Annotated in this window: 16 protein-coding genes and 2 pseudogenes; 10 read left to right on the top strand and 8 right to left on the bottom strand. The window is 44.3% G+C overall.

Going from position 1 to position 20,086, the window contains the following annotated elements:
• Nucleotides 1-8 precede the first annotated feature (8 nt).
• The gene (gene ubiK / locus ACH19P_RS00510) at nt 9-281 is read right to left on the bottom strand and encodes a ubiquinone biosynthesis accessory factor UbiK (protein WP_462156600.1); all 273 of its coding nucleotides are present in this window, start codon (nt 279-281) and stop codon (nt 9-11) included.
• 218 nt (nt 282-499) lie between these two features.
• Here ubiK and rep point away from each other — a divergent pair, with 218 nt between their 5' ends.
• Nucleotides 500-2,515, top strand: coding sequence for a DNA helicase Rep (gene rep, locus ACH19P_RS00505; RefSeq protein ID WP_462156599.1), 2,016 nt, complete (start codon nt 500-502; stop codon nt 2,513-2,515).
• A 2-nt stretch (nt 2,516-2,517) separates the two neighbouring features.
• On the opposite strand, the pseudogene ACH19P_RS00500 reads toward rep, so the two are convergent.
• From ACH19P_RS00500 to elbB, 3 genes and pseudogenes are all read right to left on the bottom strand, one after another.
• Nucleotides 2,518-5,074 (bottom strand): annotated as a pseudogene (locus tag ACH19P_RS00500) (diguanylate cyclase domain-containing protein).
• A 139-nt stretch (nt 5,075-5,213) separates the two neighbouring features.
• Nucleotides 5,214-5,603 (bottom strand): c-type cytochrome, encoded by a 390-nt coding sequence (locus ACH19P_RS00495; protein ID WP_462156598.1) that lies wholly within the window; start codon nt 5,601-5,603, stop codon nt 5,214-5,216.
• A 176-nt stretch (nt 5,604-5,779) separates the two neighbouring features.
• A pseudogene (gene elbB, locus ACH19P_RS00490) lies at nt 5,780-6,431 on the bottom strand (isoprenoid biosynthesis glyoxalase ElbB).
• 536 nt (nt 6,432-6,967) lie between these two features.
• Between elbB and polA the strand changes: the two are divergent.
• The 3 genes from polA (at nt 6,968) to ACH19P_RS00475 (ending at nt 11,364) form a co-directional block, all read left to right on the top strand.
• Nucleotides 6,968-9,619: a DNA polymerase I gene (polA, locus tag ACH19P_RS00485; RefSeq protein ID WP_462156596.1), complete on the top strand. Its 2,652-nt coding sequence runs from the start codon at nt 6,968-6,970 to the stop codon at nt 9,617-9,619.
• A 613-nt stretch (nt 9,620-10,232) separates the two neighbouring features.
• On the top strand, nt 10,233-10,817 hold the full coding sequence (locus ACH19P_RS00480) for a YceI family protein (protein WP_462156595.1): 585 nt from the start codon (nt 10,233-10,235) through the stop codon (nt 10,815-10,817).
• Nucleotides 10,807-11,364 carry a DUF1285 domain-containing protein gene (locus ACH19P_RS00475; RefSeq protein ID WP_462156593.1) on the top strand — a complete coding sequence of 186 codons (558 nt, stop codon included), beginning with the start codon at nt 10,807-10,809 and terminating at the stop codon, nt 11,362-11,364. The genes ACH19P_RS00480 and ACH19P_RS00475 overlap by 11 nt, the downstream gene beginning before the upstream one ends.
• Here ACH19P_RS00475 and yihA read toward each other — a convergent pair.
• Nucleotides 11,322-11,969, bottom strand: coding sequence for a ribosome biogenesis GTP-binding protein YihA/YsxC (gene yihA, locus ACH19P_RS00470; RefSeq protein ID WP_462156592.1), 648 nt, complete (start codon nt 11,967-11,969; stop codon nt 11,322-11,324). The genes ACH19P_RS00475 and yihA overlap by 43 nt on opposite strands.
• 255 nt (nt 11,970-12,224) lie before the next feature.
• Between yihA and ACH19P_RS00465 the strand changes: the two genes are divergently transcribed.
• From ACH19P_RS00465 to ACH19P_RS00450, 4 genes are all read left to right on the top strand, one after another.
• Entirely contained in the window at nt 12,225-12,857 is a 633-nt protein-coding gene (locus ACH19P_RS00465) for a c-type cytochrome (RefSeq protein WP_462156591.1), read from the top strand.
• A 561-nt stretch (nt 12,858-13,418) separates the two neighbouring features.
• Entirely contained in the window at nt 13,419-14,066 is a 648-nt protein-coding gene (locus ACH19P_RS00460; RefSeq protein WP_462156590.1) for a class I SAM-dependent methyltransferase, read from the top strand.
• Between the two features lie 9 nt (nt 14,067-14,075).
• Nucleotides 14,076-14,648: a Der GTPase-activating protein YihI gene (gene yihI / locus ACH19P_RS00455; protein ID WP_462156589.1), complete on the top strand. Its 573-nt coding sequence runs from the start codon at nt 14,076-14,078 to the stop codon at nt 14,646-14,648.
• Nucleotides 14,645-15,145, top strand: coding sequence for a DUF2489 domain-containing protein (locus ACH19P_RS00450; protein WP_462156588.1), 501 nt, complete (start codon nt 14,645-14,647; stop codon nt 15,143-15,145). The genes yihI and ACH19P_RS00450 overlap by 4 nt, the downstream gene beginning before the upstream one ends.
• Before the next feature lie 58 nt (nt 15,146-15,203).
• Here ACH19P_RS00450 and hemN read toward each other — a convergent pair whose 3' ends face one another.
• Together hemN and ACH19P_RS00440 are read right to left on the bottom strand one after the other, a co-directional pair.
• Nucleotides 15,204-16,574 carry an oxygen-independent coproporphyrinogen III oxidase gene (hemN, locus tag ACH19P_RS00445; RefSeq protein ID WP_462156587.1) on the bottom strand — a complete coding sequence of 457 codons (1,371 nt, stop codon included), beginning with the start codon at nt 16,572-16,574 and terminating at the stop codon, nt 15,204-15,206.
• Nucleotides 16,575-16,661: 87 nt separating this feature from the next.
• A complete protein-coding gene (locus tag ACH19P_RS00440; RefSeq protein WP_462156586.1) occupies nt 16,662-17,084 on the bottom strand; it encodes a BLUF domain-containing protein in 423 nt (140 codons plus the stop codon).
• Nucleotides 17,085-17,152: 68 nt separating this feature from the next.
• Here ACH19P_RS00440 and ACH19P_RS00435 point away from each other — a divergent pair, with 68 nt between their 5' ends.
• Nucleotides 17,153-17,914 carry a Rossmann-fold NAD(P)-binding domain-containing protein gene (locus tag ACH19P_RS00435; protein WP_462156585.1) on the top strand — a complete coding sequence of 254 codons (762 nt, stop codon included), beginning with the start codon at nt 17,153-17,155 and terminating at the stop codon, nt 17,912-17,914.
• Between the two features lie 42 nt (nt 17,915-17,956).
• On the opposite strand, the gene hutC is transcribed toward ACH19P_RS00435, so the two are convergent.
• On the bottom strand, nt 17,957-18,670 hold the full coding sequence (gene hutC / locus ACH19P_RS00430) for a histidine utilization repressor (protein WP_462156584.1): 714 nt from the start codon (nt 18,668-18,670) through the stop codon (nt 17,957-17,959).
• A gap of 104 nt (nt 18,671-18,774) precedes the next feature.
• Here hutC and hutI point away from each other — a divergent pair, with 104 nt between their 5' ends.
• On the top strand, nt 18,775-20,016 hold the full coding sequence (gene hutI, locus ACH19P_RS00425) for an imidazolonepropionase (protein WP_462156583.1): 1,242 nt from the start codon (nt 18,775-18,777) through the stop codon (nt 20,014-20,016).
• Nucleotides 20,017-20,086 lie beyond the last annotated feature (70 nt).

The following is a 20,086-nucleotide window of genomic DNA, read 5'->3' as shown; positions in this document are numbered from 1 at the left end:
GGGTCTGATTACTCAGCGTCAGAGTTTTGCTCTTGCTGAGCAAGTAGCGCTTCGAGTGCTGCGACTTTTTGTTCTAGCGCCGTGAGTTTTTCACGGGTACGCACCAACACTTGGCTTTGAATATCAAACTCTTCACGGCTTACAAAGTCCATTTCTGATAGCTTGTTTTGTAACACTTGCTTTGTTTTCGATTCAAAATTTTCGGCGATGTCACGCATGCCTTTAGGCATGTTATTGCCAATTTGGCGGGCGATTTCTTCAATCTTGCTAGGGTTAATCATCATTGGCTCCTATCTTGGTATGCCCTAAGTGTAACTAATTTACTGTCACCTCGGGAAAAGAAATTCGTTCGGCGGGTGAAGTTTTTACGCTTTTTTTGCTATGTGCTACGTATGACGGAGTAATCCAAGATGCCTAGAAATTAGTTTGGAGTCAGCGGCTGAAACAAATCAGCAGATAAGTTAAACTACGCCGTTCCAACTGTCTCAGATTAGTGTTTATGAAGCTCAACCCACAGCAAAATGAAGCGGTAAAATACATCAGTGGTCCATGCCTTGTGCTGGCTGGCGCAGGTTCTGGTAAAACGCGTGTTATTACCAATAAAATTGCTCATTTAGTGCAAAATTGTCAGTATCAAGCTCGAAATATTGCTGCGGTGACTTTTACCAACAAAGCTGCGCGGGAGATGCGTGAGCGTGTTGCACAAACCTTAGGTAAGCATGAAGCGAAAGGATTGTGGGTATCCACGTTTCACACTCTAGGATTGGAGATCATAAAAAAAGAATTGAAAACCCTTGGTTTTAAAGCGGGTTTTTCTTTATTTGATGACCAAGATACGAATCAGCTTCTCAATGAATTAACTGATGATGAGCTAAAAGGCGATAAAGACTTACTTAACGCCCTAAAAACACAAATCAGCGATTGGAAGAATGAACTGATCTTGCCACAGCAAGCTATTGCCGCAGCGCGAGAACAGCAAAAAGTCGTGTTTGCACAGCTTTATGCGCGCTATCAAACACAATTGCGCGCTTATAACGCGCTCGATTTTGACGATCTGATTATGATCCCAACCCTGTTATTGGGTGCTAATGCCGATGTGCGTGAACGTTGGCAAGACCGATTCCGCTATTTGCTGGTGGATGAATATCAAGATACCAATACGAGCCAATATCAGTTGGTGAAATTGCTTGTTGGTCAGCGTGCTCGTTTTACTGTAGTGGGAGACGATGACCAGTCTATTTACTCATGGCGTGGTGCGAAGCCACAAAACCTAGTGTTGCTGAGTAAAGATTTTCCTGGGTTGCGATTGATCAAGCTTGAGCAAAACTACCGCAGTGCTGGGCGTATATTGAAAGCGGCGAATATTCTTATCGCCAACAACCCTCACGTATTCGATAAAAAGCTCTTCAGTGAGCTTGGTTATGGCGAGCCGATTAAAGTCATCGCTACACGCGACGAAGAGCATGAAGCTGAGCGCGTGGTCGCTGAAATCATTTCTCACAAGTTTACCAAACGTACCAGTTTTAAAGATTACGCTATTCTCTATCGCGGCAACCACCAAGCACGCGTGTTTGAAAAAGCGCTGATGAGTAACCGTATTCCCTACAAAATCAGTGGTGGTATGTCGTTCTTCTCGCGTGCAGAAATCAAAGACATGATGGCGTATTTGCGTTTGCTGGTGAATCAAGATGACGATAATGCATTTTTGCGTATCGTGAACACACCGAAACGAGAAATCGGCCCAGTAACCCTTGAGAAGTTGGGCTCGCTCGCAAATGAAAAACACATCAGTTTATTTGCCGCGTGCTTTGAACCTGAATTAACAGGAAGATTGCAAGGTCGTGGTTACAATGCCCTGATGGGCTTTGCCCGTTGGGTAGTGGAATTAGCTGATAACGCACAACGTAGTGACACTCTCGAAGCGGTCAAAGATTTGGTTCGTCAAATAAACTATGAGGCATACTTATACGAAACATCGACCAGTGCCAAAGCTGCTGAGATGCGCATGAAAAATGTATCTGAGCTGTATCGTTGGATCACCGATATGCTTACCGGGGATGCGGACAATCCGGCCTTAACTTTGCCAGAAGTCGTAATGAAGCTGACACTGCGTGACATGATGGAACGTAACGAAGACGAAGATGAAAGTGATGCCGTGCAATTACTGACATTACACGCTTCAAAAGGTCTGGAATACCCCTATGTGTTTATGGTGGGAATGGAAGAGGGCTTATTACCGCACCAAAGCAGCATCGATGAGGATAACGTTGATGAAGAGCGTCGTCTTGCCTACGTGGGGATCACCCGAGCGCAACAAGAGCTGGTCATGACTTACGCCAAAAACAGGCGCCAATTTGGTGAGATGATCACCCCAGAAATAAGTCGTTTTGTGGAAGAATTACCGCAGCAAGACTTAGCTTTTGAGGCGAGAAAACCACCACAAAATCAAGAGCAGCGCATGCAACAAGGGCAAGCAAGAGTGGCAAATCTACGCGCAATGCTGAAAAAAGAGTAGTCTTACCCCAAGCTGAGATTGCTAAGTGGCATTTGTTCATCTAAAACAGACTGTTGGCCAATGAAATGGACAATTCCATGCTCTTCCAATAAGGCGCGGTAGTTTAAAATACACGGACCTTTAGCAATCACTTTGCAGTTATTGAGTTTGGTGATGGCCAGTACCCCTTGCAGCATTTGGTCGTAACGCGGGTCTTGCAGAACTCTGCGACTAAACGTTGCGCTGAGTAACACGCAGAAAAAGGGGAGCTGCGTAAGGGTGCCGAGATCGCATTTATCTTTGGCAAAATCATTTAAGCCAATGTTGAGCCCCTTATTAAATAAGGCTTCAAGGTTGTGTAATTGTTGGATACTGCAATATCTGAGATCAGACTCGTCGAACAACAAACACAAATCTTCTTTGTTCGTTAGGCTATTAGCCCAAGAATAGAGCTCGGTGAAGTGCTTTTCATCCAGCAGCAGTGTTGAGCAATTTAGTAAAGATAAACTGTCGTTGTGATGTTGTTCGAAACCATACTTCAATAATTTTAATTCCACTTCGGCTAACTCATAATTATCGTTAGCAAAGCGTTTTAACTGTTCAAAACTGGTGCTGCCGAGTACGGGATGTTCGCCAAAGGCATCGAGCAATTGCAGAGGTTGCTGCTCACCAAAATGGACAATCTCACTCACGCGGAAATGTGTGTGCAAGTCCATAAGGTGATGTTTGATCTCTTGCACGGACTCTTCACCACCATAGCTCAAAAGTGGATGATAGAATTCATAACGTCCTTTGCCTGTTTGCTTGGCATAATACATGGCTGCGTCAGCGTCACGAATGACTTCATCTGTGTGGCTATAGCCTTGATGACTGTATGTAATTCCGATGCTCGCGCCACTTTGGATACACGTGCCTTGGTGGCAAAATGGTTGTTGCATGACAGCGATAATGCGTTCAGCCACATCTTGTGCTTGTTGCTGGTCAGAGAGCTGAGAGAGGAGTACCACGAACTCATCACCACCTAATCGCGCAATCAGGTCATGCTCACGGATACACTGTTTGAGTTTACTCGCCACTTGAATGAGGAATTGGTCCCCAAATTGATGGCCGAGTTTGTCGTTGATATCTTTGAATTTATCCAGATCAATAAACAATACAGCAAAGTCTTGCTCTGGAAAGCGCTGATAATGTTGCATCGTTCTCTCAAGTTGAGAGATAAAACAAACTTCTGTTCGGTAACCCCGTAAGAGAGTCGTGGTGCGCATCATGATAAAGCTGCTGTTCTATTTTTCTGCGCTCATCAATTTGTAACTGCAAATGCATGTTTGCTTGACGAAGCTCTCTGGTCTTCTCAGCTACACGTAATTCCAATTCTTGATGACTCTGGCGCAATGCTTGTTGTGTTAATTGATTTTGTAAGACGTTGGCAATTTGGTTAGAGACGTAGCCGATTAGCTCAACATCTTCTTTCACAAACTCATATTTATTGCCGTAAGCCTGACACACGATTAGGCCAATCACACCCTGTGCAGTCTTCAGTGGTGCCCCTAGCCAGCTGCTACAGCGGCACGACTCATCCATATCACCACGGCGCTCAACGGCGCCTTGTGCAATGAGTTCTTCACCTCGTTTGCGGTTAATTAGCTGGCATTGCTTAGTCGTGAGTACAAATTCGCTGTAGCCTTTTGCGAATGGACAGAGGCCAAAGTCTCCGCCACATTCATCCACAGAATAGGGGAAGGTGAGCCAGTTATTCTCTTTGTCATACAAGGCAATGTAGAGATTTTCTGCGTACGTGATGGACTTCATGATTTGATGAACATGAAAATAAACATCATCAATATTGATAGATTGACTGGCTAGCTCAGCAATTTGAAACAGGGTTTGTTGACGCTCTAACGCTTTTTTCCGCTGCGCGATTTCGTCGTTGAGCGCTTTGTTGCTTTGTGTCAGAGCATGCGTACGTTGTTTTACTTGGCTTTCAAGAAGCTCACGCTTTTTCACACGTTCTATCGCGGTCGCAAGGTACAAAGCAATCACTTCAAACAACTCTATTTGTTCTTGGCTATACCCTTCGTGTAGGTCATAACTTTGCGAGACCATGACACCGATAACATCGGTATCTTGATAGATGGGTACGCCCAACCAATGTTCGGAGGGAGTACCTAACAATTTGAATTTACCCTGAGCAGCACTTTGAGCCATGGTTTCACTATTAAAGTACGCTGTGGCTTTAGAACGAAACACGTAGCCTGTCACACTTTGCTCAAAGTGTTGATCCGCTAATTCAGGGTGACTTGTAGAGTCCTTTTGATCAACAAAATAGGACAATTCTAATAGCCCAGTGTTTGCATCTTGTAGAACAACATAGAAGTTTTTACTCGGAACGTAATCTGCGAGTAACTGACGGATAGCCGGATAGAACGAGTTTAAATCTGGGTGGGTACTGGCTTGTTCAGAGAGTCTAATTAGCGCGTGCTGAAAATGATGCTGCTGCTTGTACTTGAGCAGCAACTGCTTTAAGCGTTTATTCCGCTTGCGCAATTTTATTTCCGAACACTCATCCACTGAACGTGCCATTTTTTATTTTTGTTTAATTATTAACCGCCAAATATTCCATTTTTTTCATTTTTGGTCAAGCACTATCGAGCGCTAATCTGGGAACGAAAAAAGGAGGCAAAGCCTCCTTTTTATCAAGATATTATAGGTAAGTTGCTACTTACTTAGTCATGAACTCAATGGCAGCTTTGATTTCATCATCAGAACAATCCATACACGTACCACGTGGAGGCATTGCATTGAAGCCGTTGATTGCATGATCTAAAAGTGTGTCAAAGCCTTTCGCTAGACGAGGTTCCCAGTCTGCAGCTGTCTTAGGAGCACCCAGTGCACCTGAACCATGACAAGCAAAACAAGAAGCTTGATATACTTGCTCGCCACTGCGAGGACCTGCAGGCACTGCGTCCGCAGCAGCTGTTTGGCCAGCTAGATAAACCTCACCAATTGGTTGAAGACGCGCTTTGATCGCTTCATCAGTCATCGCGCCGTCAAAAGGCGCTGCGCTTACAGCGGTTGATAACAATAACAATACGGCAGATAGTTTCTTCATGTTTCTTTGCTCATTCGGATGCTAATGGTCAAGATGACCTGGTGACGAAATATCGGCAAATTATAACCTCGCCGAACAATTTATAAAATGCCTAGCCAATATTAATGTGTTAAAAAGTAGACATTTTATGTTTTAGCGCAATATTTTTGCTGCGCTAGTCTCCGCAAACGGTAATTCTATATCAGACTCACCAGTTTATTGATGGCTTTTTCGATGCCACTTGCCGCTTCTTTCACTGAGCCTGCCAACATATATGCTGGCGTTGATATGACTTTTGCTTGCTCATCTACCACTATGTCATCAACAGTACATTCAACGTGCTGAGCGCCGAGTCTTTCCATTGCCGCCGCGGTATCGGCATCATTACCTATCGTTGCTTTAGTCCCTTGCGGATATATATGAGCAATGATGGCCGGGGCAATACAGATATAGGCTGCAGGCTTTGTTTGCTGAGCGAACTCACGACAAACTCGTTCAACATCACTATTTAGTTCACTTTCAGGGCCTTTTAGTGCGAAATCGCATAAGTTTTTCGCTGCACCGAAGCCGCCAGGTAATACCAGTGCATCATAATCACCTACATTGAGTTCTTTGAGATCGAGGATCTTCTCCTCGGGCAATGCGAGCTGCTTCCACGAGCACATTTCGGGTTTGCGCTTGCTCTTCCCCTGTGAGGTGATTGATCACATGAAGCTGATCTATGTTAGGAGCAAAGCATTGATATTGCGCTCCAGCTTGCTCGAGATACAGTAGCGTGAGCACCGATTCGTGAATTTCTGCGCCGTCAAACACACCACAGCCACTGAGAATAATTGCTACCTTGGTCATACCCTTATTCCTTTGAGAAAAACTAAAATGTAAAGGTACAGATCTCGGACAGCTCCCGTCAATCCTGATATATACCTTCATACTATTTCATTATGATAAAAAAGTTATAAAGGATCGCTATGATCTTTGATCCATTGTGCTAGAATGCTTAGCTGGTTAATTAGATAGGAAGCTCTAATGGCTTTGTACTAATAACCACTTTCCACAATGGATTATTAAAATAATAAGAAAATAAGATACGGAGTTTCTTCTTTTTTCTAATAAAAACAGCACCTTAAATTAACTCTAAATTCTTTTTTAAGTATTTGGAGGTTTTCTCATGTATTTTATCTACAAAGTTATCCACAGCTTGTTGTTGCTTTCATAGTATTAAAAATAATCACGACTAGTCTGTCGTGAGTATTTTCTAAGCTAAATTTTTTAAAGCGTATTAGCGAGTCGTTTCAGGCTCACGATTTTGAAATCTCACTCGTTTTCTTAAGCGCCTTATGGCATCCTTTGTTTATTAAAAATAAATAGACTTTGAGTGCTGAAAAATGGCGCAAATCCCAGAAAATCCGCTTGTCCTAGTTGATGGTTCTTCTTATTTATTCCGTGCGTACCATGCTCCACCGCACCTTACCAATTCGAAAGGTGAAGCAACCGGTGCAATATACGGTGTGGTTAACATGTTAAAAAGCTTGGTTAAGCAATATGATCCTTCACACATGGTGGTGATTTTCGACGCCAAGGGAAAAACCTTCCGTAATGATATGTACAGTGACTACAAGGCAAATCGACCGCCGATGCCTGATGATCTGCGCACGCAAATTGAGCCACTGCATAACATTATTCGTGCTATGGGATTCCCTTTGATCAGTATTGAGGGTGTTGAAGCCGATGATGTTATTGGTACTTATGCGCGAATTGCCAGCGAGCAAAAACGGCATGTGCTTATCTCAACCGGCGATAAAGACATGGCGCAGCTTGTTAATGAGCACGTCACCTTGATCAACACCATGACCGACAGTATTTCTGATCCTGATGCGGTCAAAGAGAAGTTTGGTGTAGGTCCTGATCGCATCATTGATTACCTTGCCCTAATGGGTGACAAGGTCGATAACATTCCTGGCGTTGAGGGTTGTGGTCCGAAAACAGCCGTAAAATGGCTCGACAAATATGAATCATTGCAAGGTGTAATCGACCATGCTGATGAAGTGTCAGGGAAAATTGGTGAAAAGCTTCGCAATGCGTTGTCACACCTGCCGTTGAGTTATGAATTAGCGACAATCAAACTTGATGTTGAAGTGGAGCAAGATCTGGAAAAGCTCAAGTTACTTGAACCTAATACAGACGAGCTTATTAAGCTTTATGGAGAGTGCGAATTCCGCCGTTGGCTGGCTGAGCTGTTAGATAAAGGCACTGATACACAAACGCACCTTGATATTCCAACCGAAGCACAAGAGGTGCCGAAGGTTGACGCCCACTATGAAACGATTTTGACAGAACAACAGTTAGATACTTGGGTAGAGAAATTAAGTAAAGCTGAGTTAATTGCCTTCGATACGGAAACAACCAGCGTAGATTACATGCAAGCGCAGCTAGTCGGTATGAGCTTTGCTGTGGAAGCGGGCGAAGCGGCTTACTTGCCTATTAGCCATGATTATCCGGGTGCTCCGGATCAACTACCTTTGGACTTGATCCTTGCAAAGTTGGGGCCGATTCTTAGCGATGCCAACAAAGCGAAAGTGGGTCAAAACCTTAAATATGACAAAAGCGTTTTAGCCAATGCGGGAATTGAGTTTAATGGTATTGCTTTTGACACCATGCTCGAGTCTTACGTTTTTAACAGTGTGGGTACACGCCATGATATGGATTCGCTTGCACTGAAATACCTAGGCCATAAGAACATTAGTTTTGAAGATATTGCAGGTAAGGGTAAAAAACAGCTGACATTTAATCAAATTGAGTTAGAGCAAGCCGCTCCTTACGCAGCTGAAGATGCTGATATTACCCTGCGTTTGCATCAGCACCTGTGGCCAAAAGTTGAAGCAGACTCTCAACTTAAGTCCGTATTTGAAGACATTGAATTGCCGTTAGTTGAGGTGCTTTCAGACATTGAACGCACCGGTGTAGTCATTGATTCGCACATGCTCACTCAGCACTCACAACGTTTGGGTGAACGCTTGCAAGAGCTAGAAAAAGAAGCGTATGACATGGCTGGTGAGGAATTCAATTTAGGCTCGCCAAAACAACTCCAAGCAATCTTGTTTGAAAAGCTTGAACTGCCTGTTATTAAGAAAACGCCAAAAGGGGCGCCGTCAACAGCGGAAGAAGTGTTGCAAGAGCTTGCACATGACTACCCGCTACCAAAAGTGATCATCGAGCATCGTGGTCTGTCTAAGTTGAAATCAACCTACACAGATAAATTGCCGTTAATGGTGAATGACAAAACCAAGCGTGTACACACGTCTTATCACCAAGCGGTAACCGCAACAGGTCGTTTGAGCTCAACAGACCCTAACTTGCAGAATATTCCTATTCGTTCTGAAGAAGGCCGCCGTATTCGTGAGGCTTTTGTCGCCAGCCCGGGATGTAAGATTGTGGCTGCCGACTATTCGCAAATCGAATTACGTATCATGGCGCACTTGTCGCAAGACAAGGGCTTACTTAATGCCTTTGCCAATGACCTAGATGTACACAGCGCCACCGCAAGTGAGGTATTCTCTGTGCCGCTTGAAGAAGTGACCAGTGATATGCGTCGTAAAGCTAAAGCTGTAAACTTTGGTTTGATTTATGGTATGTCGGCGTTTGGCTTGTCACGTCAGCTCGATATCCCGCGTCACGAGGCACAGCATTATATGGATAAGTACTTCGAGCGCTTCCCTGGCGTATTGGAGTACATGGAGCGCACGCGTGAAACGGCTGCAGATAAAGGGTATGTAGAGACATTGTTTGGTCGTCGTCTGCAGTTACCTGAAATCAACGCTCGTAATGGCGCACGTCGCAAAGCTGCGGAGCGCGCTGCAATCAATGCACCGATGCAAGGCACAGCGGCTGATATCATCAAAAAAGCCATGATCTCAGTGCATCAGTGGGTGAAACAACAGCCGCAAGACAGCGTGAAGATCTTAATGCAAGTACACGATGAATTGGTATTCGAAATACAAGAATCAATTTGTAGAACAATACACAGCGAAAATTTGTGAGTTAATGGCCAATGCCGCAGCCTTGGATGTGCCACTTATTGCAGAAGCCGACAGTGGCGACAATTGGCAACAAGCGCACTAAGCTGGATGGTTATTAGGAACTAAATATTTTTAAAAAGCTGGAAGTGCTTAACTGACGGCCATTAAACCGTCAGTTAATACAGTGTTAATTTGTATAATAATTAGTTTTTTTTGGTTTATATAGAATTAATTCTGAGCGCAAAGCCGTATTGAGCGTTTATTTCTCTATGGTGATTTGCTACAGTCCGCGCGTCCTCATCCTGTAGGACATCCTGTTGATGATGTGCCACTCGCTTTGCGATGGTACAGCGTATTGATAGCTTCTCCCCAGATTGCTATAACCGGCTTGTGTTTTCGCAAGCCGGCTTTTTCTTTCTAACGCTCAAAAGTTATTATTATCTCGCCGGTGTAAAGCATCACACATTTGCAATCTCATCTCGCAATTTTGGTAATTGGACATACCTAGTTCATTAGCGCCCGCTAAAACAGAATTAACTAAATTTAACGACATTTAAGCCAGCAAGAATGATAAAACAGCGATATGCTTGCTATCATGCTTGGCAGTAATCATACAAATTATAAGGAATGCGTCATGTTTAATATTTCTCTCAAGTCCTTACTGGTTCCAGCTATGTTAATTTCTTCTACGCAAGCGTTTGCAGCGTGGCAGGTAGAAAATGAGCATAGCCGCGTGAATTTCGTATCGGTAAAAAATAACGCTGTGGCGGAGAACCATCATTTTAAAAGCATCGCCGGCGAGCTAAGTGATGATGGCAAATTTTCGTTGGAAATTGATTTGGCGAGCGTTGAAACACAAATTCCTATTCGCAACGAGCGTATGCAAAAATTCTTATTTAATACTGTTGAATTTCCAACTATGACAGTGTCGGCGGATGTAAAAGCGTTATTGGATGAGGTGAAAGCAAAAGGGTGGGCGCAAGCTGAAGTCGCAGCGCAACTTGCTTTGCACGGTCAAGAAAAAACGCAAACCATTAATCTCATTGCGACATTAGATAAAAAGAACAAAATCGTCGTCAGCTCACTGACTCCGGTACTGGTAAACCCCAGTGATTTCTCCTTGATGGCTGGCATTGATGAGTTGCAAAAGATTGCAGGCCTGCAGTCAATTACACGTGCTGTGCCAGTGTCATTTGTGCTCACACTCAATGGCAAGTAACAGCTCGGATACGCTTGGCGCGTTGATCAAGCAAATAGAAGAGCCCAGTGCGCCTTTGCATACGTGGTCGCCACAAAATTGTGGCGCCATTGATATCCGTATTTCAAGCGATGGTGTATGGCACCATGCTGGCAGTCCAATCAAACGACATAAATTAGTAAAACTCTTTGCTAAGGTGTTGTGTCGCGAAGATGATCAATACTATCTAAAAACCCCAGTGGAAAAGATGGCTATTGAGGTGGAGGATGCACCTTTGTTAATTCTTGATTGGCGTTTGGAAGACACGTCTAAAAACGATGCCCACGCAGTCCTTATTTGTACCGATAATGTGGGACGTGAGTTTGTCGTAGGGCAAAAGCATCCGCTTATTGTGCATGAAGATGTGCACGGTCAAAACGTACCTTATCTGTCATTACCTCATGGAGTAGAGGCGAAGATTACGCGAACGGTGTTTTATGCGTGGGCCCAAGAGCTGATCGAGACCACGCATGAAGGCTTTGTAATTTACTCCGGAGCGACTTCTTTTTCGCTCGGTGCAGGGGCTTGATGCGGGCCTAAGAACCATTCATCTAACTGCTTCTGTAATTCATTTAAGCCTGTGCCTTTTAATGAAGAAAAGGCATGGACTTTAATTTCCTCAGACACTTCAGCAAGCTCTCGACGAATACGCAGTACTTCTGATTTTCGCTTACCTTGTTTGTACTTGTCTGCTTTAGTTAGCAGCGCAAGAACAGGGATACCGCTGCCTGACGCCCATTCGATTAACTGGCGGTCGAGATCTTTTAGTGGATGACGAATATCCATCAGCACAACCAAACCTTTTAGACTTTGACGCTTTTGTAAGTATTCGCCTAGCGATTTCTGCCATTTCTTTTTCATTTCGATAGGTACTTTGGCAAAACCGTAACCAGGTAAGTCAATGAGGCGTTGCCCTTCATCCAGTGCAAAGGCATTAATTAGCTGTGTACGACCAGGCGTTTTACTCGTACGTGCTAGCTTTTGCTCAGTTAAGGTATTTAATGAGCTTGATTTTCCGGCGTTAGAGCGCCCAGCGAACGCGATTTCAATCCCTGTGTCTTCCGGCAATTTTGTAATATCCGGGGCACTGGTGATGAATTCCGCTTTGGTGTAGTTGACACGTGATTTGGCCACATTGACTCCTGAGTGAGGGGCGCTTAACTGATCTAATCGCCATTTTATATCAGAATTGGCTGAACCTAAAGGTTCTACAATCCAACAATAAATTGATTTAAATCTGTTGTGCACTACTTTTTTTGTATAAAACCCCGCTTTTTATAAGTTTAATATGAGTAGAAAACGTGCCAGAGAAATTTTTATCGTGTAGAATAGTGGCATTGCATCGAAACGATTGTATTGAAATACAGGGTCTGGAACAGAGAATTTACCATGAAGAAATTAGCACTATCTTTAACTTTGCTAGTTGGTGTGTTGAGTGCAAACAACGCAGCAGCATTCGATGGCGACATTAACGCTGGTAAAGACAAATCGGCTACTTGTGCTGCTTGTCACGGCGCAGATGGTAACGCCCCAGTTAATATGTACCCTAAAATTGCTGGTCAGCATGCAGAGTACATTTACAAGCAATTGAAAGAATTCAAACTTGGCATGACGTCTGGCGGCAAAGAAGGTCGTATGGACCCAGTTATGAGCGGTATGGCGATGCCATTAAGCGACCAAGACATGAAAGACTTGGCTGCATACTTCTCTTCACTGAATATGTCTGAAGGGTCTACACCTGAAGAAGTGGTTGAAGTTGGCCAAATGCTTTATAAAGCAGGTGATGCTGAGCGCGGCATTCCAGCTTGTGCAGCGTGTCACGGTCCTCGTGGTAACGGTACGTCACTTGCAGGTTTCCCTAAAGTGTCTTTCCAACACCCTGAGTATGTTAAAAGTCAGCTAGAGAAATTCCGTGATGGTGTTCGTGCAAATGACCACAATGGCATGATGCGTGATATCGCGAAAAAACTAACAGACAAAGACATCGAAGTATTGTCAAAGTACCTTGGTGGCCTCCACTAAGCTAAACCATATAAATGGATTAGTTTTGAAAAAATATCTAAGAAAGCAGCATTAGCTGCTTTTTTTATGTCTAAAAATCAAATAGGACAATTGCCCTATTCATTTGTGAGACATTGACCATAGTTGGCTGTGCGTTATTATTCAAAATTTCATTAAGATTAATGCTAACTTAATGAAATTATTTGTTTTTATCATATTTTAATTTAGGCTAAGTAATAAAAAAGTTATAAATCAGTTGTAACTAAATTGTGAGTGAGTAAATTAATGCTGTCGCGAAAAACAAGAACAACAGGGATTGAAACAAAGGAATTGCGGCGGCTTTGTGTGCTAGGGGAGCATCAAGTGATGCAAGCCATGGAAGAAGAACAAAGAGTTAGGAAGACCGATAAAAATAAAACACCGCACGGAAGAAAATAAAAACAATACGGAAAGTGACAATAAAAATAATAAATACAGACTGAAAAAGTCGAAGGGAGAAGTGTCCAATCAATTGGCGCTCGAGTTACCAGGCGGTAGAGTTTACTCTACCGCCTTTTTATTTGTCCTGTTACAATGCGCGCCATGAAAGAAAAATCCTGCCCTTTGTGCGACTGCACAAAAATCAGTCATTATCATCAAGACAAAAATCGAGATTACTGGCAATGCAATGCATGTGCTTTGGTCTTTGTTGCCGCAGAGCAACACTTGAATAGGGATGAGGAAAAAGCGATTTATGATCAGCATGAAAATGATCTTGCTGATGAAGGTTATCGCCGTTTTCTTTCCAGGGTATGTGAACCCCTGAATGCTCGTTTGTCTGCCTCGAGTGTTGGCTTAGACTTTGGATGTGGGCCTGCGCCCATGCTTGCAACTATGTTGCGGGAATTGGGGCACGATGTGGCTTTGTACGACTTGTACTATCATCCTGATGAGCAGGTTTTAAAGCGTGACTATGATTTTGTTAGCAGTACAGAAGTCATAGAGCACTTGGCACAGCCGCAACCGGTGTTGCAGTTGTGGCTAGAATTATTACGCCCAGGTGGAACGTTAGCGTTAATGACTAAACTGGTGATCGATGTACAACGCTTCGCCACTTGGCACTATAAAAATGACCCAACCCATATTGCTTTTTACAGCAAAGAAACCTTTGCCTATATTGCAAAGCGTTTTGGGTTAGACCTTGAATTTATTGCGGCCGATGTCATCTTTTTAACAAAGTCCGCACAGTAGAGATACAACATGACCAGAAAGAGAAAGTCACGCAAAGTCATTAACAATGGCACTGCGCGCTTAAGCAAAGATAAGTTAAGAGAACTTCGTGCTATTAAAGAACAGCGTACGAAGAAAAAGAAAAAGGGTGCTCAAGCGGGCAACCGTAATTCTCAGTTGTTAAAAGTTGAGACGACTGAAAGCACGAGTCGTAGCAGTGCAGATAAACGCACGGGGAGTAAAACACCTATTGATTTGACGCCAGTTGCAGCAAAACCGGTGCAGCAACCAAAAGTGCGCAAAGATCTGAAACCTCAGGCTGTGCTCTCAACTTATAAAGAGCCAGAACTGACGCCAGAGCAAGAGCTCGAACAATTGGAGTCAGATGAGCGTTTCCTTGCGTTGATTGAGCGTCACGACAACGGTGAAATTTTGCAAGGTAAAGATGCGAAATACTTCAACGCGAAAGTTGATCGTCACCAGAAACTGTGTGAGATCTTAGGCTTGGACGATGACGACTTCGAAGACGATGAAGACATGTTGGATGGCTTTATGAACGATTCGTTGGCAGACGAGTGGCTCGATGACGAGGACGAAAAATGAGTGCAGTTTGGCTCATCGCGATAATTATCGGGACGTTAATAATTGCTGGTTTAGCATTTTACGCGGGTCGTTTGTTGTGGCAAGTGCGTGAGCAAAACCGCCTGGTGGAGAAAAAGCGTGAGCAATATGCGCAAAAGCGCGCTGCACGTAATGCCAAACTAAGTGACAGCATTAACCTGATAGCCAAAGCAATGAAAGAAGGTCAGTGTGAGTACTCTGAGGGTTGTTTGCGTGTATGGGTACTGATGAGTCAGTATCAGTTCGAGCAAGAAGTGACTTTAGAGTCTGAATATCCAGGCGTCTTCGCTATGTATGAAGCGGTCAAAGATTTACCGACCCATGAAGCGCGCAAGAAATATTCGAAAAAAGAGATTTTCAAGCAAGACAGTGAGCGCTGGCGTAAAGAGCAGGAGCTCGAGGAACAAATTCTTAAAGATAGCGCCAAGCTGGTACAAGAATTTGCTGCTGACCCCAGTACCAAACACGTGTTTATGTAATTGATGCAAAATAGAAAGCCACCTTCTCGGTGGCTTTTTTGTGTCACATCATTGGTGTTTATATCACTCGCGAAAAGCGCTGCTGATTAATCTGGCTTTGCATGTATTCATCAAAAGACATGCAAATAATACGAATGAAGAGTACGCCTTTGGCTGTGACACGAATCTGGCTTTGGGTTAACTCCAGCATTTCATCGTCCACGAAGCTTTTTAACCGCGCCAATTCCTGGGCAAAGTGTTGTTTGAAGTTGAATCCAAAACGTGCTGAAAACACATCCATGTCGAGCTCAAAGTGACAAATGAGTTGTTTTATCACCGCAGCACGAAGCTCATCCTCCTCACTAAGTGTGATTTCTTTGCAGGCGCTTAACTGGTTTTGCTCTAGTGCTTGGTAGTAATGCTTGAGCTCTTTTTCATTTTGGATGATGTGGCGATTAATTTGTGAAATAGCCGACACACCAAGGCCCAGAAGGGGTAAGTCGCCACCTAATGTATAGCCTTGGAAGTTACGGTGCAGGTGCCCTTCGCGTTGGGCGATAGCCAACTCATCATCCTTTTTCGCGAAGTGATCCATGCCAATGAATTGATAGTCAGCTTTAATCATACGCTCTAGGGTTTGTTTAAACATAGTGAGCTTGGCATCTGCACTAGGTAAGTCCGCATCTTTAATTTTACGCTGCGCCGCAAAGCGGCTGGGTAAATGAGCGTAGTTGAATACCGATACGCGATCTGGGCCTATGTCGATGAGACGTTCAATGGATACAGCAAACGATTCTGGCGTCTGCAGCGGCAAGCCATAAATCATATCAACGTTGACTGACTTAAAACCCACTGCTTTTGCGCGACGAACTAACGCCTCTACTTCATCTGCACATTGCGGACGATTCACCGCGTTTTGTACATCATCATTAAAGTCTTGTACGCCGAATGAGATGCGGTTGAAACCTAAGGCGTAGAGCTCATCGATGCGCTCAAGAGCAAGATCGCGAGGGTCTACTTCGATACTGCGCTCAGCATTGCTATTAACGCTAAAGTGTTGCTCAATCAGTGTGATTAACCGCGCCATTTGCTCGGTATCAAGAAACGTCGGAGTGCCACCACCTAAATGTAGCTGTTGCACGTCGAACGTTTGACAATGCGTGCTTAACATTGCCATTTCTTTTTCGAGGTAATCTAGATAAAGATCGGCTTTATGCTGATGACGCGTCACCACCTTGTTGCAGCCGCAGTAGTAACACAGCTGATGGCAAAATGGGATATGAATATACAAAGATAGGGCATGTGTCTCGCAGCTCTCTAATGCGTGCACAAGCGTTTGCGTGTTTGCCCCTGCTTCTAGCTGCAAAGCAGTCGGGTAGGAAGTGTACCTTGGGCCAGATACATTGTATTTGTTAATTAGCTCATTTTGCCATTGGACTTGATTGATCACGACGCATACTCATTTTATTCAGTATGCGCGCTAGTTTAGGAAAAATGTGCTTCGAGCGATTTGATCTAAAGCAAGGTGTAGTTGAGTTTATTCTAATGTAGGGGTGTTGTGTGCAAGTTCAATCATCAGAGCTTCGGCACTGGAACCCGCCATTTCGTAAGGATTAAACTTACCGTTGCCGGTAAACTTCAGTGTTATCTCTTGGGTGATTTTGGTTGCTGGCACATAACCCATACTCCAGTTGCTAAAATGGCGCTCGCTTACTTCGCCGTAGCTCAACAACAATACATCAGCATGGCGCTCGTCGTGGAGGATACGCTGATACAGCTCATTGACTTTGGCACGAGAACCTTCCAAGCACTGTAAGAAGTATTTGTGATTAAAACACAGCAAACCGGTAATATGACTTCTGTTATTATTGGCGCGTGAGCTATCTAATATCTGAGCAACATCCTCAGTATTAAGTGAGTCATTAACACGAGACGCATAAATTAATCGAATCAGATACATACATTGGGGTCCTATCTCAAGCACGTGCTAGAAAGTGTAGTCCGAATGTTAGTTTTTAGGGTTAAATAATGAATAAAAAAATGGTGATTATTGGTGCCGGTTGGTTAGGTGATGCGTTAGCTCAACAAGCAATTCAAGAGGGCTGGGAGGTTCAGGCGACTCATCGACATCATATCCAGCAAGACTACGACCGCATTTTTAATCTTAATGAAGTAGGTGAGTTAACACATACCGTGTCGCTCACTGGCGCGTATTGGGTGTGTGCCATGAGCCCAGGTGAGCGTCGAGGCCCAAGTAACTATTTGCAAACGCTTGAACAGACACTAATACTGGCAAAGCACTTGGACGCGCAAGGTTTTGTATTATGCTCAAGCACAGGCGTGTATGACAACGACTCCGGTTGCTATGATGAGCACAGTACGTTGTCCCTGAGTAGTGCGCGCCAGCAGCGCCTCTATCAAGCTGAGTTGCTTGCCTTGGAGGCTGGCGCAAAAGTTATACGCTTAGGTGGTCTTGTGGGCCCTAATAGAGAGCCGGGACGCTTTGTTAGTGGCAAAGAGTTATCCTCCCACGAAGACGATACTGTGAATATGGTTCATCGTGCTGATGTTATCAATGCACTGTTAGCGCTGTGCGCGCGTTACAGCGACAGTGACAATATGTACAACCTAGTGCATCCTTCACACCCGACTAAAGGTGATTACTATCGCAAGCATTGTCATAAGTTGGGCACAAAAGCGCCGACTTACAGTGTCACAAAGTCAACGCAACGTTATATTGATGGCTCGAATATTGAATCACTCGGTTTTACTTATCAACATGACATCTAGTCGCTCAGTAGCAGCTAGGGTCATGCCGAAAATGGTTGTTGTTTAGCTGCGTTTACCAAAGGTCAAATGGCCACCCAAGCGGTATTTACTGCCCGGAGATACTAAGCGAGCAAAGCTTACAATACCGTGTTCGGACCAAGTACGACGGATGACCTGCAGGCATGGCTCTTCATTGTAGAGATTGAGCCACGCACACATTTGCGTGTTTGGTGTGATTGCTTCCACGGTATGGCGTGCTTCGGTTAATGGTGCGACATGAGTTAAATACTCATGGGGGGTAGTCACCGTGAAATCTTGTTGTAAGTATTCAGGTACTAGCATTGGATTTACAAATCGTTCTTCAACTTGCAGCGGTGCATCATTTTCATAATGCACTAGTACGCTGTGGTACACCTGAGTACTGGGTTCCACACCTAAGGCGATAGCAATCGGTGCTAGTGCTTCTATTGACTCCAATACCACTGCTGCACAGCTGTAATTGCTCCTGCGCTCTTTGACTTCGTCCGCAATGTTGCGAATTTCTAACAACGAAGATTGGGATTTAAAACTGGCAACAAAGCTGCCTAAACCTTGGGTGCGGGTGAGTATGCCTGCGTCAGTGAGTTCACTCAATGCTCTACGAGCGGTCATGCGGCTCACCGCAAATTCCTGAGCAAGTTGATTTTCTGAGGGTACACGGTGGTTTTCTTGCCACTGGCCACTGCGAATTTGCGTCAAAATATGGGTTTTAATTTCACTGTATTTTGCTGTGCCCACACTCACTCCCGACTCTATACTTATCCTTTGCACTGCTGTGCTGTTTGTGTAAACATTGGCACATTATTCTTGTATATACAAGTTGGGTAAGTTTAGGAGTTTTCATGGACACAATCATGGACATCGACCAAATCATAATCGATGCAAATATCGCGACAATGGTGCCAACAGGACCAAATGACGAATATGGGATTATTGAGCAAGGAGCGGTCTTGCTCAGTGGTGACAAAATTGCGTGGATTGGTCCAATGGCGCAGATGCCAGAATTAGATTTGTTGTCTATTCCTGTTTACTCAGCTCAGGGCGCATGGCTCACGCCAGGTTTGATTGACTGCCATACCCACATTGTATTTGGTGGTAACCGTTCACAAGAATTTGAACGTCGCTTGCAAGGAGAGAGTTATCAAAGCATCGCTCAATCTGGGGGCGGTATTGCCACAACGGTGCGAGCAACGCGCGAGGCGGATAGAGAGGCGTTATTTAGCAAAGCAAAGCAGCGTCTAGATGCGTTACTGCGTGAAGGGGTGACCACAGTCGAAACTAAATCGGGCTACGGCTTAGATTTGGAAAGTGAGCTGAAGCTGCTGGAAGTGGCTGCTATTTTAGACGAACACCACCCGATAAACATTCAAAGTACATTTTTAGGTGCGCATGCTTTGCCTCCTGAATATAAAAACGACGCGGATGGGTACATTGACTTAGTGTGCGAGCAGATGCTGCCTGAAGTGGCAAACCGCAAGCTTGCAAGTGCGGTTGATGTATTTTGTGAAAACGTTGGTTTTAACCAAGCGCAAACAGAACGCGTGTTTAAGCGCGCAAAAGAGCTGGGCTTCAATGTAAAACTACATGCTGAGCAATTGTCGAATATGCATGGCACTGAACTCGCTGCGCGTTATCAAGCTTTGTCAGCTGACCATCTTGAATACCTCGATGAAGCTGGCGTGAAAGCAATGAAAGACGCGGGAATGGTCGCTGTTTTGCTGCCCGGTGCGTTTTACTACTTACGCGAAACTAAATATCCGCCGTTAGAATTATTACATCAATATCAAGTGCCTATCGCTATAGCTACCGACTTTAATCCAGGTACTTCTCCGCTTTGTTCACTCTTGTTAATGATGAATATGGCGTGTACATTATTTAAACTAACACCGGGTCAAAGTTTGCAAGCGGTTACGCGTCATGCAGCGAAGGCATTGGGGCTAGAAGATCGAGGTCAATTGGCGCAAGGAATGAGGGCTGATATTGCGTTGTGGGACATTGAACACCCGTCGCAACTTAGTTATGAATTCGGTACAGGTCCACTGAAAAAACTCTGGGTTCAGGGAGTATTAAGTAAAGCTTTCTGATGATGGGCGGCTAACAACAATATGGCTGCAATAATTGTGGCTATACTAATGGCCACAGGCACAAATTAAC

The organism is Pseudoalteromonas sp. GB56 (assembly GCF_054923835.1).
This window is presented reverse-complemented; position numbering and strand designations above follow the sequence as displayed.